This is a genomic window from Hyphomonas sp. CY54-11-8 (assembly GCF_000682735.1).
Lineage (GTDB): Bacteria > Pseudomonadota > Alphaproteobacteria > Caulobacterales > Hyphomonadaceae > Hyphomonas.
On record NZ_AWFD01000023.1, the window covers coordinates 176,594 to 190,967 of the forward strand.

16 protein-coding genes are annotated in these 14,374 nt (G+C 61.4%); 5 read left to right on the top strand and 11 right to left on the bottom strand.

Features of this window, described 5'->3' with window-relative positions:
* The first annotated feature begins 30 nt into the window (after positions 1-30).
* Positions 31-870, top strand: a complete 840-nt coding sequence (locus tag HY17_RS12055; RefSeq protein WP_034766790.1) for a class I SAM-dependent methyltransferase — start codon at positions 31-33, stop codon at positions 868-870.
* Here HY17_RS12055 and HY17_RS12060 read toward each other — a convergent pair.
* The 3 genes from HY17_RS12060 to HY17_RS12070 form a co-directional block, all read right to left on the bottom strand.
* Positions 867-2,555: a serine hydrolase gene (locus HY17_RS12060; RefSeq protein ID WP_034766791.1), complete on the bottom strand. Its 1,689-nt coding sequence runs from the start codon at positions 2,553-2,555 to the stop codon at positions 867-869. The two genes, HY17_RS12055 and HY17_RS12060, sit on opposite strands and share 4 nt — an antisense overlap.
* 102 nt (positions 2,556-2,657) lie before the next feature.
* Positions 2,658-3,245, bottom strand: a complete 588-nt coding sequence (locus tag HY17_RS12065) for a hypothetical protein (RefSeq protein ID WP_034766793.1) — start codon at positions 3,243-3,245, stop codon at positions 2,658-2,660.
* Entirely contained in the window at positions 3,238-3,759 is a 522-nt protein-coding gene (locus tag HY17_RS12070) for an RNA polymerase sigma factor (RefSeq protein WP_034767064.1), read from the bottom strand. Before HY17_RS12070 ends, HY17_RS12065 begins: the two co-directional genes overlap by 8 nt.
* 104 nt (positions 3,760-3,863) lie before the next feature.
* Here HY17_RS12070 and tsaD point away from each other — a divergent pair, with 104 nt between their 5' ends.
* Positions 3,864-4,973 (top strand): tRNA (adenosine(37)-N6)-threonylcarbamoyltransferase complex transferase subunit TsaD, encoded by a 1,110-nt coding sequence (tsaD, locus tag HY17_RS12075; protein ID WP_034766795.1) that lies wholly within the window; start codon positions 3,864-3,866, stop codon positions 4,971-4,973.
* Between the two features lie 262 nt (positions 4,974-5,235).
* Here tsaD and HY17_RS12080 read toward each other — a convergent pair whose 3' ends face one another.
* The gene (locus HY17_RS12080) at positions 5,236-5,835 is read right to left on the bottom strand and encodes a TetR/AcrR family transcriptional regulator (RefSeq protein WP_034767067.1); all 600 of its coding nucleotides are present in this window, start codon (positions 5,833-5,835) and stop codon (positions 5,236-5,238) included.
* 134 nt (positions 5,836-5,969) lie between these two features.
* Here HY17_RS12080 and HY17_RS12085 point away from each other — a divergent pair, with 134 nt between their 5' ends.
* Complete coding sequence (locus HY17_RS12085; protein WP_034766797.1) at positions 5,970-6,266, top strand: YciI family protein; 297 nt, start codon at positions 5,970-5,972, stop codon at positions 6,264-6,266.
* The gene (locus HY17_RS12090; RefSeq protein WP_034766800.1) at positions 6,263-6,943 is read left to right on the top strand and encodes a glutathione S-transferase; all 681 of its coding nucleotides are present in this window, start codon (positions 6,263-6,265) and stop codon (positions 6,941-6,943) included. Before HY17_RS12085 ends, HY17_RS12090 begins: the two co-directional genes overlap by 4 nt.
* Here HY17_RS12090 and HY17_RS12095 read toward each other — a convergent pair.
* The 6 genes from HY17_RS12095 to HY17_RS12120 all read right to left on the bottom strand — a co-directional run bounded on the left by HY17_RS12095 (position 6,927) and on the right by HY17_RS12120 (position 12,829).
* The gene (locus HY17_RS12095) at positions 6,927-7,754 is read right to left on the bottom strand and encodes a sulfotransferase family protein (RefSeq protein ID WP_034766802.1); all 828 of its coding nucleotides are present in this window, start codon (positions 7,752-7,754) and stop codon (positions 6,927-6,929) included. The two genes, HY17_RS12090 and HY17_RS12095, sit on opposite strands and share 17 nt — an antisense overlap.
* 36 nt (positions 7,755-7,790) lie before the next feature.
* The gene (locus HY17_RS12100; RefSeq protein WP_034766804.1) at positions 7,791-8,330 is read right to left on the bottom strand and encodes a hypothetical protein; all 540 of its coding nucleotides are present in this window, start codon (positions 8,328-8,330) and stop codon (positions 7,791-7,793) included.
* A 61-nt stretch (positions 8,331-8,391) separates the two neighbouring features.
* Positions 8,392-10,539: a PQQ-dependent dehydrogenase, methanol/ethanol family gene (locus tag HY17_RS12105; RefSeq protein ID WP_034766806.1), complete on the bottom strand. Its 2,148-nt coding sequence runs from the start codon at positions 10,537-10,539 to the stop codon at positions 8,392-8,394.
* Between the two features lie 119 nt (positions 10,540-10,658).
* Positions 10,659-11,558 (bottom strand): orotidine-5'-phosphate decarboxylase, encoded by a 900-nt coding sequence (pyrF, locus tag HY17_RS12110; RefSeq protein WP_034766808.1) that lies wholly within the window; start codon positions 11,556-11,558, stop codon positions 10,659-10,661.
* Positions 11,555-12,376 carry a serine protease gene (locus HY17_RS12115; RefSeq protein ID WP_034766810.1) on the bottom strand — a complete coding sequence of 274 codons (822 nt, stop codon included), beginning with the start codon at positions 12,374-12,376 and terminating at the stop codon, positions 11,555-11,557. The genes pyrF and HY17_RS12115 overlap by 4 nt, the downstream gene beginning before the upstream one ends.
* Positions 12,377-12,397: 21 nt before the next feature.
* Positions 12,398-12,829 (bottom strand): DUF350 domain-containing protein, encoded by a 432-nt coding sequence (locus tag HY17_RS12120; RefSeq protein WP_034766813.1) that lies wholly within the window; start codon positions 12,827-12,829, stop codon positions 12,398-12,400.
* Between the two features lie 93 nt (positions 12,830-12,922).
* On the opposite strand from HY17_RS12120, the gene HY17_RS12125 reads away from it, so the two are divergent.
* Entirely contained in the window at positions 12,923-13,705 is a 783-nt protein-coding gene (locus HY17_RS12125) for a 3-hydroxybutyrate dehydrogenase (RefSeq protein WP_304412372.1), read from the top strand.
* Positions 13,706-13,722: 17 nt separating this feature from the next.
* On the opposite strand, the gene HY17_RS12130 is transcribed toward HY17_RS12125, so the two are convergent.
* The gene (locus tag HY17_RS12130) at positions 13,723-14,334 is read right to left on the bottom strand and encodes an SCO family protein (RefSeq protein WP_034766815.1); all 612 of its coding nucleotides are present in this window, start codon (positions 14,332-14,334) and stop codon (positions 13,723-13,725) included.
* Positions 14,335-14,374: the final 40 nt, after the last annotated feature.

A 14,374-nucleotide genomic window follows, 5' to 3' on the forward strand; every position in this document is an offset into this window, starting at 1 on the left:
GAATTCGAAACACAAGGCAGAGGACCGGACATGAGCGATACGAACACGGCAAACCCCCAAATGGCCGAACTGTGGAACGGCCCCGGCGCGCGCAGCTGGATCACCGCGCAGGCCGTGCTGGACCAGGCCTTCCACGGCTTTGAGACGCTGCTGGCGGACATGGCGGCAGAGGCCGGCGCACACGCCGTGCTGGATGTCGGCTGCGGCACGGGCGCCACAACGCGCGCCATTGCCGGCCGCATAACGCCGGAGGGCACGGCGCTCGGGCTCGACCTTTCCGCCCCGATGATCGCGCATGCGGAATCGCTTGCGGAAAAAGATGGCTCCCCTGCCCGCTTCCTCGCCGGGGATGCGCAGACCCATGCCTTCCCGCCCGGCGAATTTGACCTCATCGTCTCCCGCTTCGGCGTGATGTTTTTCTCCGATCCCGTCGCAGCCTTTGCGAACCTCCGCCGCGCCGCGAAACCCGATGCCAGGCTCGCCATGATTTCCTGGCGGAGTATCACCGAGAATCCGTTCATGACCGTCGCCGAGCGGGCAGCCGCGCCGCTCCTGCCAGACTTGCCGAAGCGGGGCGGCGGCCCCGGTCAGTTCGCTTTTGCTGACCAGGATCAAGTGCACGGCATTCTCGACGCAGCTGGATGGACCGATGTTTCCAGTGAAGCGCTCGACATGGTCTGCGCCTTCCCGGCTGCGGCGCTCGACACTTATCTCAGCCTCATGGGCCCGGTCGGGCAGATGCTGGCGAAATCAGACGACGCCACCCGCGAACGCGTCATTTCAGCCATCCGCGACGGCTTCAGCGAGTATATCTCCGGCCCGGATATTCAGTTCACCGCCGCCTGCTGGTTGACGCGCGCGACGGCCTAGCTGAACCGCCGGATATAGGGGATGCCGGAGAACAGCATTCTCTGCGGGACGCCATTGATCACACCGTCGAAACGGATCTGCTCTGGCGAGGAGGCATCCGCCGTTCGCCAGATGCCGCCGTCACCCGGGAAAAGTTCCACGATATTACCGAGCAGGACTTTCCCGTCTCGGACATGGACATAGATGGGGCCCGCCCAGCGATCGTCATTGTCATACCGCCCGCCCAGAACGCTCAGCGATTCTGGCGGCGGTGGTTTGTACCCCGTGGATGGATCGATCAGGTATTCCACATCCCCGCACCAGGCACGCTCCGCCTTGCCATCCACTGACTCAATCACGATGCCAGTGATCGCGTGGTCGGGGTCATCGGTAGCGAACAGGCGGTCGGTTGCACAGTAGAGCGCGCTGTCCCGTCCGTTCTTCCGCAAACGCACGTCTCCGCCCGACACGACAACATCGAACTGGTCGCCGTCTTTGGCAATGAACCGGCCAGCATATTGTTCGGGCGTATCCAGCGGTTCACGCGGCGGCTTCGGCGCAGGCGCTGCAGCACCCTCCTGCATGGCCCGCATGAGTTCGCAGGCATGTACGGTCACATCCTTCGGCCGGTAATTGAGCGAGTAATGGACATTGGTTGAGGCGAAGGCAGCGACGCCCGCCTCAGGATCGATGTCGAGGGACGAACTGAAGGAAATCATGCCGCCTGTATGGTGCAGGTATTCCCGCCCATCGATCTCGACCCGCGCAACACCGTTTCCGTATTGTGATCCGGGGCCCCAGCCCTGCACTGGATCTGCGAGGAAGCGCTTTGCGGCCTCGTCGGAAAAAACGCCGCCGCCTTTGCCATCCGCGACATGGATCATGAAGCGGAGGAATTTTATCATATCGTCTGGCGTGGACGCGATGTTTCCGGCCGCGCTGTCGCTATCCACCCATGGGGCAGGCGTCATCCGGACCGGGATCGGATTCAACCGATCTGTCAGCGCAGGTTCATAACCTTGTGCATAGCGCGGGCGGTCTGCAACGTGCATCGCAGCGACGCTTTCCACCATGCCAATCTTGTCGAGTACACGCGCCTTCACGACGTCCGGGAACAGACGTCCGTCTGCATGCGCAATGATCTTGCCTGCCAGCCGGTAACCGCAATTCGAATAGGACCAGTCCGATCCCGGCTTGAAGCCAGTCCACAAGCCATCTTCCGGAAACAGGGCAGAGTCTCCTGGCAGTCCAGACGTATGATCCAGCAGGTGCCGGAGGTGAATGTCTTCCCCGTCACGGATCTTCAATCCGTTCAGGGCGTCCAGCACTTTCACATCCGGAGACAGACGGCCTTCATCAATGAGCGACCAAGCGGCCAGCGCCGTGAACATTTTCGAGATCGAGCCGACCTGAAACAGATGTTCCCGCCCAACCGGAATGTTCTGTTCAATATCCGCAAAGCCCGATGTTATGACCGCCTCATAGCCGTCTCGCGTGACGAGGGCGACGGTCATTCCCGGCAAGCCCCAAGCGGTACGATGCTGCTCGATATAATCTCTCAGCGGTCCGGTGACCTGATCGTCAGGAACCAATGGCGTATTGGACGGCGGCGCGTTCTCCGGCGCATTCGTACTTTTTTGGCAAGCCGCCAGGAAACTGGCCGACAAGGTTGCGCCGCCAATAAACGCCCTGCGATCTATATCCATTCAGCCGCCCTTTCCTGCGTCTTCCGCGGAAAGTCTTATCCTGTTCCCGGTCCCGGAAAAGGGGCAACCCTGCGTCGGGTCAATTGACGCTGCGATTATGGATCACTCACTGGCACCTGCAGCATCTAATGCAGCAATTTCGGCATCAAGTTGCTTCACGGCTCGAACATTCAACCAAGCAACACCGGCAAAGACCGCACTCACAATCGCCAGCGAAATGCCAAACTGGCTGAGGCGGTCAAGCAATGGCAGACCGGTATCCGGCGCAAAGGAGACTCCTCCCATGAATATCAGGATGCCCGGCACGAAGGGCGCCAGATACCATCGCGGCACGGTCGCCAACGCCTCTCGCTGACGTATGAGTTCCGCACGGTGAAAAGCTATCAGAGGCTGTCCACCATCTGGCTGCAAGTTCATGGCGCGGGCTTTCCGGTGGAGGGCTAAAGCCACATAGACCGCACCGAGCGCTATGAGAAACGCACCAGTCTTCACGACTGCGTCCGGAATGAGGAAGCCCACCCAGCCGAACAGGACGATTACGAGGCCTGCAGCGGCATATTCAGTAAAATTCCGCGTACGGACACGGGACTGCAAGCGACGCGAATGGGAGCGAATATCGGCAAGCGACATGGTGAAAGTCTCCTTTTTTTGCTGAGTCCAAAGGGCCTGAAAAGGATCACGGTCAGGCATGTGGCGGCTCCTGGAAGTCTTTGGCAAGCTGCGCCTTAAGGCGGGAAATACGAGTGGCGACGGCGCCGGAAGAAAGACCGGTGATGTCGGCGATCTCGGCGGCAGGCAGGTTCTCGAGATAAAGCGTTAGGACCTGCCGGTCCGGCGTCTGCAGGCGCCGGATCCAGGCGTTCAGGCGGTCAAGCGCGTCGATTTTCTCCACCGCTCCAGCCATATTAAGGTCGTCCGCGATCTCGGAGATATCGCCAAGATCGATCCTTGCATGATTGTGCTTGCGCTCCCGATCGACGTGGCGCGCGGCTATATTGTGCGCGACGCGATAGACCCAGGTGCTGAGCTGACAACGCCCATCGAACACAGCAAAACTCTTCCAGAGCGCGACATGCATATCCTGAAGGAGGTCCCGGCACTTTTCCGGGTTCGCCTCACTAGCGCGGGCGACACGCTGCAGCGCCGGACCGAACGCATCGGCGGCCCGCTGATAAAGCGCATCCTGATCAGCCTGTTGTGTCATGCCCTTTTTAGTGTCAGCCCACTCGATGTTCTTACAGATATTCTGCAGAAAAGCGCCCGGTGCCGAAGACATCCCCGCTTGGGCGGGCTGGAAACCGGCGCTATATGCCCGGCATGACACGCCCGCTGACCCTCCTCGGCATTGAAACCAGCTGCGACGAGACCGCGGCGGCAGTGATCCGCCTCGCACCTGACGGCGGGGTCCAGATCCTGTCCGAAAAAGTCCACACCCAGCTGGAAGAACATGCACCTTATCTGGGCGTCGTGCCGGAGATCGCTGCGCGGGCGCATGCCGAACTCGCAGACCAGACAGTCGCTGCAGCCATGGCCGATTCCGGCCTGTCTTATACAGATCTCGACGCGGTGGCGGCAACCTCCGGCCCCGGCCTGATTGGCGGCGTCCTGGTCGGCATGATGACGGGCAAGGCGATTGCGCAGGCGGCGGGCAAGCCCTTCCTGGCGGTCAATCACCTGGAAGGCCATGCGCTGAGCCCCCGGCTGACGCATGACTGCCCCTTCCCCTACCTGCTCTTGCTGGTCTCGGGCGGGCATTGCCAGTTTCTGGAAGTGCGTGGCCTTGGCGACTACCGCCGACTCGGCTCGACGATTGATGATGCCGCCGGCGAAGCCTTCGACAAGACCGCAAAATTGCTGGGATTAGGATTTCCGGGTGGACCAGCCGTCGAGCGTATTGGCGCAGACGGCGACCCCGAATCGATCGATTTTCCCCGGCCGCTGCTGAACCGGCCGGGCCTAGACATGAGTTTCGCCGGATTGAAGACAGCCGTCGCCCGCGCCGCCGAGGCAGAAGCGCTGACGGATGCGCGCATGGCCAATATCTGCGCCAGTTTTCAGGCGGCCATCGTGGACGTGTTATCGGAAAAGGCCCGGCGGGCGCTCGAGGATTTCAATCCGGGCAATGATTCCGGAAAGCGTTTTGTCGTGGCGGGCGGCGTCGCCTCGAACAAGGCAATCCGCGCCGGATTGGAAAAAGTGGCAGATGCAGCAGGCGCGGTCCTGATCGCACCACCCATGCGGCACTGTACGGATAATGCCGCGATGATTGCCCTTGCCGGGGCGGAGCGGCTTGCAGGCGGCCTCGAAAACGAGGCAGGTGACCTTGGCGCCGGGGCTAGACCGCGCTGGCCGCTGGATGAAGCGGCGGCGAAGTCAGATCCGGCCTATGCGACGGGACGCCGGGGCGCCAAGGCCTGAAGGGTCTGCTCGAAACGGCTCAACGCCTTAAACCACGAATTCGGCGAATGACACCATGGTGGCGATCAGGCCAACCGTGAACGGCAGAGCTGCCATGAGGGCAACGAGCGACTGGCGGGATTCAGTTTTCGAAAGGGTCATTGTCTCTGTTCCTTGTTCGGGAACGGCAACATTTGCCGTCCACGAGCTTCATATAGCGAAACCATGAACACAAATCAATGAACGATTTTAAAATTATTCAGAGTTTAGTATTTTTACCTACTCATGGAACGCTGGCGTCTTTCGACAGGCCCGCGAGGATCAGGTCGAGGACTCCTTTCAGCTCCCGCTTCAGTTTCGGCAGGGTGAGGTGGGAAAACAGCTGAGGGAACCGGAATTTCATCAATGCCGCCTGCATGAATTCGGCAGTTTCATCGAGCCGCTCGAGCGGCCGGAATACGCCGTCACGAATGCCATCTTCAAGAATCTGCACCAGATAGACACGCTCCTGCGCCATCTGTTCGTTCATATACAGCGGCCGTTCGTCCGCCAGAACTTCGGCAACTTCGAGAATCTTCGCTTTCGCTTCAATCGCCTGATAGGTGCTGACCATGCCGTAATCGAAGAACTCCCGCAAACGTTCGGGCGCAGGTTTCTTCTCGCGGGCGATCGACGCATAGGCCTGATACATCTCGCCATTGAATTTGCGGGCCAATGCCTCAGCAATATCCAGCTTGGACGCGAAGAAGCGGTAGATATTGCCGGCGGACATGCCACAATCCTTGGCAATCTCCGACATCGTGGTCTTGGCATAGCCATAATGAAGGATCCGCTCGATGGCGGCATCCAGGATCAGCTGGCGGGTATCAGTGGTATCGTTCATGGAGCCGGACCATACCGGGAAATACTGAAGGATCAATGATTCATTCAGGAAGCACAAAATCTGTCGCGGCAGCCATAGGCAGGTGCGGCCGACTGTGCGATAGCGTCCGCCGGACGTCTGGATGGAGTAAACCTATGCCCCTTTTCTGCCTGCACTGCCTGGATAAGACCGATGGTGGCGCCGAAGCGCGCGCCAAGGCCCGGCCAGCCCACCTGGCCTGGGCAGCGGAACTTGGCGCCTGCGTACGCATGGCCGGACCGCTTCTGGACGAGGGCGGCAACATGGTCGGTTCTGTGTTCCTCATCGAAGCAGAGGATCTTGCCGCTGCAAAAACGATCCATGCGCAGGACCCCTATGTCACCGGGGGCGTGTTCGGACACGTTCATATCAATGAGACCCGCTGGGCTATCGGGGAAGGCAAACCCGCATGAGGCGCCTCGTTCTGGGAAACCTGAACTATTCCAGCTGGTCGATCCGCCCGCTCATGGTGGCCCGCAAAGTGGGTCTACCAGTGGAGGAAATCATCGTGCCGCTCGATTTTCCGGAAACGACGGCACGCCTGAAGGAAATCAGCCCGACCGCAAAAGTGCCGCTCCTCATCTGGGATAACCAGACGATCTGGGAGAGTCTCGCGATCACGGAATGGATCGCCGAATGGGCCCCGCCTGGTACGGTCTGGCCGGAAGACCCGGTCGCCCGCGCTGTCGCCCGCGCCGCCGCGAGCGAAATGCATGCCGGCTTCCCGGAACTGCGCAGCCAGTGCCCGATGGATATCCGGGGCCGGGAGCTTCCGCCGGAAATGACCAGCAAGCTCGCTGCCGATATTGATCGCATTCAGGAATTGTGGAGCGGCCTGCGCAGCGAATATGGCCGGAATGGCCCGTTCCTGTTCGGTAAATGGAGCGCAGCAGATGCCTTCTACTTGCCAGTCGTCACAAGATTCAGAACTTATGGCCTGCCGCTCAGTGGTGCCGCAGCGGATTACTCGGCTGCCGTTCTGTCAGATCCCGACTTCCTGAAACTGGAGGCGCAGGCCAAGGCAGAACCCTGGTGGATCAAATATGGGCCGGACGGACGATCCAGCGGCTATCTCAAGACGGAAGACTGAGCAGGTCGTATCCAAGGTCGTGCCGGAACAATTCGCCGATCTTGCGCTGATAAATCTCCAGCGCTTCACCAGAAAACAGGTCCGACAGGCTGGTCTTGCGATTCTGCAGGACGTTCGGCTCGGCTTCCGGGTCGACTTTCTCAGCCATGGCTTCTTTCGTGCCTGCCTTCAGCGCCGCATCAATGGAGGCTGGCGTGAGCTTCAGGTTCCAATGCCGGTCAACGGCTTCCAGGATCTTCCGCGGGTCTTTCAGCGTGTCCTCATAATGGACCACGAGGATGGACTCACCGTGACGGGCCAGGACTTCCCCCCAGCGGTTCCAGAACCGGGCGAGCCAGTAGAGATCGCAGCGGTATCTTGAGCCGGCCGGATCACCTTCCAGATAGGTCAGCCAGTCGACCTTGATGTCGTATTCCCATTTTGCGTGGTGACTGGCGAGGATCGACATCGGGTGCCGGACCGCCAACACATAAGGCGGCAGACCGGCCAAGCCACGCGCCCAGCCCCAGTCCACCAGGCGGTGCGGGATCGTGTGGCTGAAGGCAAGTCTGGGAAGCTGCGGGAAAACCGGCGCATCCTTTGGCCAGCCGATATAGGGCCGCACGGCATTCTCGGAGAAGTACTTTGGTGGCTCGATCCCGTGCGTTTCAGCAAGCGCCACAGCCAGCATGTATTTCAGCCAGTGCGTCCCCGAATTCTTCGATGTGACCAGCACGCCATCGAACGCACCATGGCGCAGCACCGAAAAATTGGTCCAGTTTTCGTTGAGCACTTTGGCCCGATAGGCAGAAGGCAGAGTCGTCGCAGTCATTGAACTGCCCTAGGGCCAGATGACAGACGGCGCAACTCAGGTCTTCAGGCCGGCCTTGTCCCGATAGACCTGCAGCAGCGCCAGCTGGTCACGGGTCGGCAGGCCTTCGGCCTCGGACACCGCCACAAGCATGGCATCAAGATCGATAATCTCTTTTGGACCGAGCACGGAAGATGACACGATCAACTGGCTCAGCTTGCGCATGGTCTCTGCCGGCGGCGGGGCTGAGTTGGTAACCCAGGCCGCATGCGCTGTCAGGGCATCGGCTTCTTCCTGACTGAATTCGAAATGATGCATGATTTCGTGGTCAATCGCGGCGGTCTGGCTCTCCGTCAGCGGGCCTCCGCGGGCGCGGGCTACTTCCATCATCATGATGGCGGCCGCTTCCCGCGGATCTTCGATCAGGCCCAGGCCGCCCCGCCCTGCCCTGTATTTGAATGCCAGTTTGCGCGGCATGTTGATCGCCGTTTGCGCCAGTTTGCCGGCCTCACGCAGACCTTCCCGCGCCATACGGATCCGCCACGACCAGACACCGATCGCCACCAGAATGCCGAGCAGGAACAGAAGTACTTGCATCCGAAAACAGTAACGCGGCCCAGTGGGCCGCGCTACAGGATTCGTCGGATGGAAAGAGGCTTTACTCGCCTCCATCCTCCGCTGCGGTCGCCGCATGCGCCTGAGCGAGCACATAGGCGCGGATCGCCTCGACATCGTCTTCGCTCAGATACTCCGCAAAGGAGACCATACCGTTTGCCGAATAGTGCCCTTCCAGCACGATGCCTTTCCAGGCTTCAGGGTCAGCCGAGATGGCCGACCAGCGCAAGTCCGGCAGCACACCGGAGCTGACGGCCAGCGGGCCGTGGCAGACAGCACAGTTGCGGGAGAAGTCGACGACGCCTTCCGCCAGCTGAGCATCTGTTCCGAACGGTTCGGCTTTCGGCGTGCGGTCAATCGGCGTGAGGTCTGCATCTGCAATCTCACCGGTACCACCCAGTTTGAAGGTCACCACTTTGCCAACGGTCGACGGCACCTTGTCGTCATAGGCGAAGCCTGCAGCCAAGGCGAACGCACTGCCCCAGCCCGTTGCGATGGTCACATACTGTTCGCCATCGATCATGTAGGTGCCCGGCCCGGCGCCAGCGCCGGACTTCACATTGTAGTCCCACAGCACGTCTCCGGTGGCAGCATCATAAGCAACGAAGTGGCCGTTCAGCTTGCCCTGGAAGACCAGACCGCCAGCCGTCGACAGCACGCCGCCATTCCAGGCATTGTCATGCTCCACGGTCCAGCGCGGCGCGCGGGCCACGGGATCCCAGGCGATGAGGCGGCCCTTCAGGGTCGAACGCAGGAACTTGGCCACTTCCGGCGGCGCGATCGGCGGCACGCCGGCGGCGAAGTCCGCACCTGTATTCCACGCAGTGTCCTTGGAGAAGAAAAGCGGGTCTTCCGCATAGGCCTGCGGAATTTCCTGCGCCGGAATGTAGGCCAGCGCCAGGTCCGGATTATAGGCCATCGGATGCCAGTTGTGCGCGCCCAGCGGGCCCGGCAGCTGCTGGTAGGGCTCTTTGCCATAACGTGCCGCAGCGATCTCGATCGGGCGGCCGTTCTCATCGAGACCCGTCGCCCAGTTCATCGGACCGAAGGCATCGCCAGAGATGAACTCGCCGGTCGCGGCATCGATCACATAGAAGAAGCCGTTCTTCGGGGCCTGCATCGCAACCCGGCGGCTGGCACCATCCGGTCCGAGCGGCAGGTCCGCCAGAATGATGGTCTGCGTGGCGGTGTAGTCCCAGTTGTCGCCAGGCGTCGTCTGGAAGTGCCACTTGTACTCGCCAGTATCCGCATCGACCGCGACGATGGAAGACAGGAAGAGGTTGTCCCCGCCCGACGGGTCACGGAATGTCCGGTTCCACGGAGAGCCATTGCCGACACCGAAGATGATCTGGTCATTCACTTCGTCATAGACGATCGAATCCCAGACGGTGCCGCCACCGCCATCGGTGACCCACGCGCCTTCGTCGCCCCAGGTCGCATTACCGACCTGCTCGAAGGCTGCATCAGATGCTTCACCGTCTGGCTGCTTTTGCGGGTTCGGCACTGTGTAGAAGCGCCAGATCTTGTCGCCGGTCTCTGCGTCGTAGGCGGAGATGTATCCGCGCACGCCAAGTTCCGCGCCGCCATTTCCGATCAGCACCTTGCCGTTCACCACGCGCGGGGCGCCTGTAATCGTGTAGGGCTTGGACTGGTCTACGGTCACCTTTTCCCAGACGAGATCGCCCGTCTTCGCATCCAGCGCCTGAAGGCGGCCATCGATGACGCCGACATAGATCTTGCCGTCATAAACAGCGACGCCGCGGTTCACGACGTCACAGCAAGCGTTGACGCCAACCGCACGGTCGACATCCGGATCATGTTCCCAGAGCAGCTCGCCAGTCTTTGCGTCGAGCGCATACACGACGGACCAGGCAGAGGTGACGAACATCACGCCATCGACAACGATCGGCGTGACTTCCACGCCCCGGTTGGTCGCGAGGTCGAACGTCCAGGCAACGCCGAGCTGGTCGACATTGTCCTTGTTGACCGCGTCCAACGAGGAGTGGCGCTGCTCATCATAGGTCCCGCCATAGGTGAGCCATTCTGCACCGGCCGAGGCCGTTTCGATGCGCGCCGTGTCGACGGCAGCAAATCCTTTTTCCTCCGGCGGAGGCGGGGTGTCCTTCGGCCCGCATGCGGCCAGCAGCGCCAGCGCTGAACCAGCCAGTAGAATACGACTCCAAACAGCCATGTCGGTGTTCCTCCCCTCGACATATTTCGCACGCGGTCTTCGAGCCGCTCTGTTGCAGGCAATGCTAGTCCTTCGAATGCGTTTGTCGAGGCATAACCCGGCGGCACGCCGGGGCCGCTTCAGGCCGGAATTGCAGACGTGCTGCCGGTCCGGCTTGAGAGATCGGCCTGCGCAGCATCGATGGCCGCTTCGACGCGAACCCGCCAATCGGCCAGATTGGCCGCTTTTTCGGAACCTGCCGGGAAATTCACCGAACGGGACGCGCTGACCACGCCGCCCTCAAGCCGGTTGCCGGTCCGCGTGAAGCCGGCCAGGGCTTCATCTGCGTCCGCGCCTTGCGCGCCATAGCCCGGCACCAGGAACAGAGATGTCGGGGCAATCTTGCGGATGGCCCGTGCTTCGTCAGGTCCCGTCGCGCCGGTCACCATCATCAGGCCGGACCAGCCAGACTGGCCGAGCAGGCGCTCTGCAAGCGGGGCCAGCGCCTCACCGACGCGCGCGTAGAGCGGCGCGCCCTCAAGGTCGCGGGACTGAAAATCGGCCGAGCCGGGATTGGAAGTACGCACAAGCACGATCACGCCCTTCCCGTTCGCCTCGCCTTCGCGGACATAGGGTTCCAGCGTATCCAGCCCCATATAGGGGTTCACGGTCAGGGCGTCGGAATGAAACGGCGCGTCCTTGCCGAGATAGGCGGCAGCGTAACCTTCCGCCGTCGAGCCGATGTCGCCGCGCTTTGCGTCCATCAGCACGATCAGGCCGGCCTCTTTTGCGGCGCGGGCAATGGTCTGCAGCGCTTTCATGCCTTCCGGGCCGTGACGTTCGAACAGGGCAACCTGCGGTTTGATACAGGCGACCCGGCCTTCACAAGCGCCGATCATGGCGAGGCCCCAGGCTGCCAGCCCTTCCGATGTATCGCCGCCGAACAATGCCGGGATCCGGCCGGCATGCGGGTCGATGCCGACGCAAAGCGGCCCATGCCGGCGGGTGGCATAGATCAGGCGGTCGGCAAAGCAAGTCATGGCTTCACCTTGCAGGCAACCTTGACCACTTGCAACAGACGCCGGGCATTGTCGGATCGTGGCCCGTACGTCGCTTCATCGAACGCTTCCGCCGGACCGTTTTCAGGGCTGACATTCAGGCGCGTCAGGAAGGCTTCGACCGAGGTTGGCGCCGTGGTGTAGATCCGTCCGCGGCGCGGACTTTCCGCCACGATGACACCGCGAACACGCCCCTGCGCATCGAATACCGGGCCACCCGAGATCCCGCCCAGCGTGCCATCGAGGCCGCGGGTCCGGCCGAATTCCGCCCAGGCCAGGATCGGTTCGGAGTTTTCCCGCCGCCCGCGCGTGATCAGGTTGGACCGCGACATCAGTCTTGTCGCGACCTCGCCGGGCCGCCCCTGCGGGTAGCCGACATGATAACCTTCACTGCCGATGCGCAGCGGCGTCGCAAGATCAAGCTCAACCGGATTTGGGCTGCGGCCCGTGGAAATCAGGGCGAGGTCGTGATCCGGATCGAGGGTAACTGACTCCACCGGCACATACTGACCCGGCGCGACAAGCAGGCCGACGGAATCGCACCCATCAACCACGTGCCGGGCCGTAATCCACTGGCCCTTCCGATTGACGGCGAACGCCGTGCCGATGCCGTCTTTCGGCGCATCGACCTGAATCAGGATCTGCTCATCAAATGGGGAGGGCGGCGGCAAGGTCGGGCCGTCCGCCTCAAGGACGGTGGGCGGCGCCTCAGGCGCGTCAGCATGATCGCCCTGCGCAAACAGGACGAAAACGACCAACCCGAGCGCGGTAACATAAAGCAGCCAATCGAACTTGCGCATCGGCCTTATCTGCTCCTCAGATCAAAATCTCTGCAACGCAGGATCCCACAATCCTGCGGCAAGAATGAGGGCAGATGCCAGCTTTGCAGAAACGAGCACTGCGGCAGCGCCTATTTCGTCCTGTTCGATCCGTTTGGGCAGGCCGCCCAGCAGGAGATCCACCAGCCGGTAGACGATCAGCTGCAGCAATAGCGCCACCAGGCCCCAGATGGCAAAATCGATCAGGGTGATGCTTGAAGCGAGCGCCGAAGACATCGGCAAAGCCAGACCCGCAATCGCACCGCCCAGGGCGATTCCCGCTGCGGCGTTACCCCGCCGGACCTCGGCAAACTCCTTCCAGGGTGTCAGCAGAACATAAATTGTGCTCGACACGACCAGCATCACACCAGCACTGGCCGTCCAGATCAGGAATCTTGGAAACGCCTCGACAAATGCACCGATTTCTCCGCCCATGAATCCTGATAATCCTGTGTGATTATAGTGGTGACCCGGCGGGGGCCCGGCCCTATTCCTAACATGGCGCTTCCGCCACTCAAGGAGACCATCATGCTGAAAGGTAAAACAGCCCTTATCACGGGCTCTACGAGCGGCATTGGAAAAGCCATTGCAGAGCGACTGGCGGCTGAAGGCTGCAATATCGTGCTCAACGGTTTCGGCGATTCCGGAGAGATCGACGCGCTGAAACGGTCGCTCGCCGCAGAACACTCGGTCATGGTAGGTTATTCGAGTGCCGACCTGACGCGGATTCCGGCCATTGAGAACATGATGGCTTATGTGCAGAGCGAATTCGGCGGCGCCGATATTCTCGTCAACAATGCCGGCATGCAGCATGTCTCACCGGTCGAGGAGTTCCCGGTCGACAAGTGGAACCTGATCATCGCGCTGAACCTTTCCGCGGCTTTCCACACGATCCGTCTGGCCATGCCGGGCATGAAGGAAAAGGGCTGGGGCAGGATCATCCAGACGGCGTCGGCCCATGCGCTCGTCGCCTCGCCCTACAAGGCGGCGTATGTGGCGGCAAAACACGGGATCGCAGGCCTGACCAAGACAGTTGCGCTGGAAGGCGCCACCCATGGCGTCCGCTGCAATGCGATCTGCCCGGGCTATGTCCACACGCCGCTGGTCGACGCACAGATCACCGACACGGCCAAAGCTCGCGGCATCACCGAGGATGAAGTCGTGAAGAATGTGATCCTCGCCGCCCAGCCGACCAAGGAATTCGTCACAGCCGAGCAGATTGGCGAGATGGCGGCGTTCCTCTGCTCTCCTGCAGCCAGTCAGATCAACGGGGCCCTGCTGGCGGTCGATGGCGGCTGGACGGCCCAGTAAACGGGCCGCCTGGCCGCCTATTCCAGCAGTTCGGTGAGGCAGGTGGCGATCGTCTCGTCCGTGTCTTCATGGGTGAAGAAGGTTTTCAGCTTCCAGTCTTCATCCATGAGGTACAGCAAAGACGTGTGATCCATCGAGTATTCGCTCTGGCTGCCCGGCTGCTCGATCCGCGAGTAATCCGCCAGGAAAGCATCCGCAGCCGCGCGGACGTCTTCCGGAGTTCCGGTCAGTCCCTGAAGATTGTCCGGGAAGGCGTTGGTCGACACATATTGCGCCAGCTGCTCCGGCGTATCCCGCTCGGGATCGATGGAAATCAGCAGGGTCTGCGGGGGGCTGACATCTTCCGGCAGCCGGTCATAAGCCCGCTTCAGAGTCACCAGAGTCATCGGACAGACATCCGGACAATAGGTGAAGCCGAAATAGATCAGCGTCGGGTGGCCCTTATAGGTCTCTTCCGTGACAGGCTCCCCGTCCTGGTTCACCAGCGAAATCGGTCCGCCAATGTTCGGATAGGCGCGCGACATACAGCCTCCGGCCGACCCGCCGGCAGAGGGTTCAGCAGGTTTTGCAGGGCCACAGGCGGCGAGCAATCCGGCCAGCAAGGCCGCGGACATACGAAGTCTGGTCATGACCTTCCTCTAGGACGTGGACCCGCCGCTTGGCGAGGGC

Excerpts from the sequence above, each read along its gene's own strand:
- HY17_RS12055 (WP_034766790.1), top strand. The coding sequence starts at position 31 with ATGAGCGATACGAACACGGCAAACCCCCAAATGGCCGAACTGTGGAAC.
- HY17_RS12060 (WP_034766791.1), bottom strand. The coding sequence starts at position 2,555 with ATGGATATAGATCGCAGGGCGTTTATTGGCGGCGCAACCTTGTCGGCC.
- HY17_RS12065 (WP_034766793.1), bottom strand. The coding sequence starts at position 3,245 with ATGCCTGACCGTGATCCTTTTCAGGCCCTTTGGACTCAGCAAAAAAAG.
- HY17_RS12070 (WP_034767064.1), bottom strand. The coding sequence starts at position 3,759 with ATGACACAACAGGCTGATCAGGATGCGCTTTATCAGCGGGCCGCCGAT.
- tsaD (WP_034766795.1), top strand. The coding sequence starts at position 3,864 with ATGCCCGGCATGACACGCCCGCTGACCCTCCTCGGCATTGAAACCAGC.
- HY17_RS12080 (WP_034767067.1), bottom strand. The coding sequence starts at position 5,835 with ATGAACGATACCACTGATACCCGCCAGCTGATCCTGGATGCCGCCATC.
- HY17_RS12085 (WP_034766797.1), top strand. The coding sequence starts at position 5,970 with ATGCCCCTTTTCTGCCTGCACTGCCTGGATAAGACCGATGGTGGCGCC.
- HY17_RS12090 (WP_034766800.1), top strand. The coding sequence starts at position 6,263 with ATGAGGCGCCTCGTTCTGGGAAACCTGAACTATTCCAGCTGGTCGATC.
- HY17_RS12095 (WP_034766802.1), bottom strand. The coding sequence starts at position 7,754 with ATGACTGCGACGACTCTGCCTTCTGCCTATCGGGCCAAAGTGCTCAAC.
- HY17_RS12100 (WP_034766804.1), bottom strand. The coding sequence starts at position 8,330 with ATGCAAGTACTTCTGTTCCTGCTCGGCATTCTGGTGGCGATCGGTGTC.
- HY17_RS12105 (WP_034766806.1), bottom strand. The coding sequence starts at position 10,539 with ATGGCTGTTTGGAGTCGTATTCTACTGGCTGGTTCAGCGCTGGCGCTG.
- pyrF (WP_034766808.1), bottom strand. The coding sequence starts at position 11,558 with ATGACTTGCTTTGCCGACCGCCTGATCTATGCCACCCGCCGGCATGGG.
- HY17_RS12115 (WP_034766810.1), bottom strand. The coding sequence starts at position 12,376 with ATGCGCAAGTTCGATTGGCTGCTTTATGTTACCGCGCTCGGGTTGGTC.
- HY17_RS12120 (WP_034766813.1), bottom strand. The coding sequence starts at position 12,829 with ATGGGCGGAGAAATCGGTGCATTTGTCGAGGCGTTTCCAAGATTCCTG.
- HY17_RS12125 (WP_304412372.1), top strand. The coding sequence starts at position 12,923 with ATGCTGAAAGGTAAAACAGCCCTTATCACGGGCTCTACGAGCGGCATT.
- HY17_RS12130 (WP_034766815.1), bottom strand. The coding sequence starts at position 14,334 with ATGACCAGACTTCGTATGTCCGCGGCCTTGCTGGCCGGATTGCTCGCC.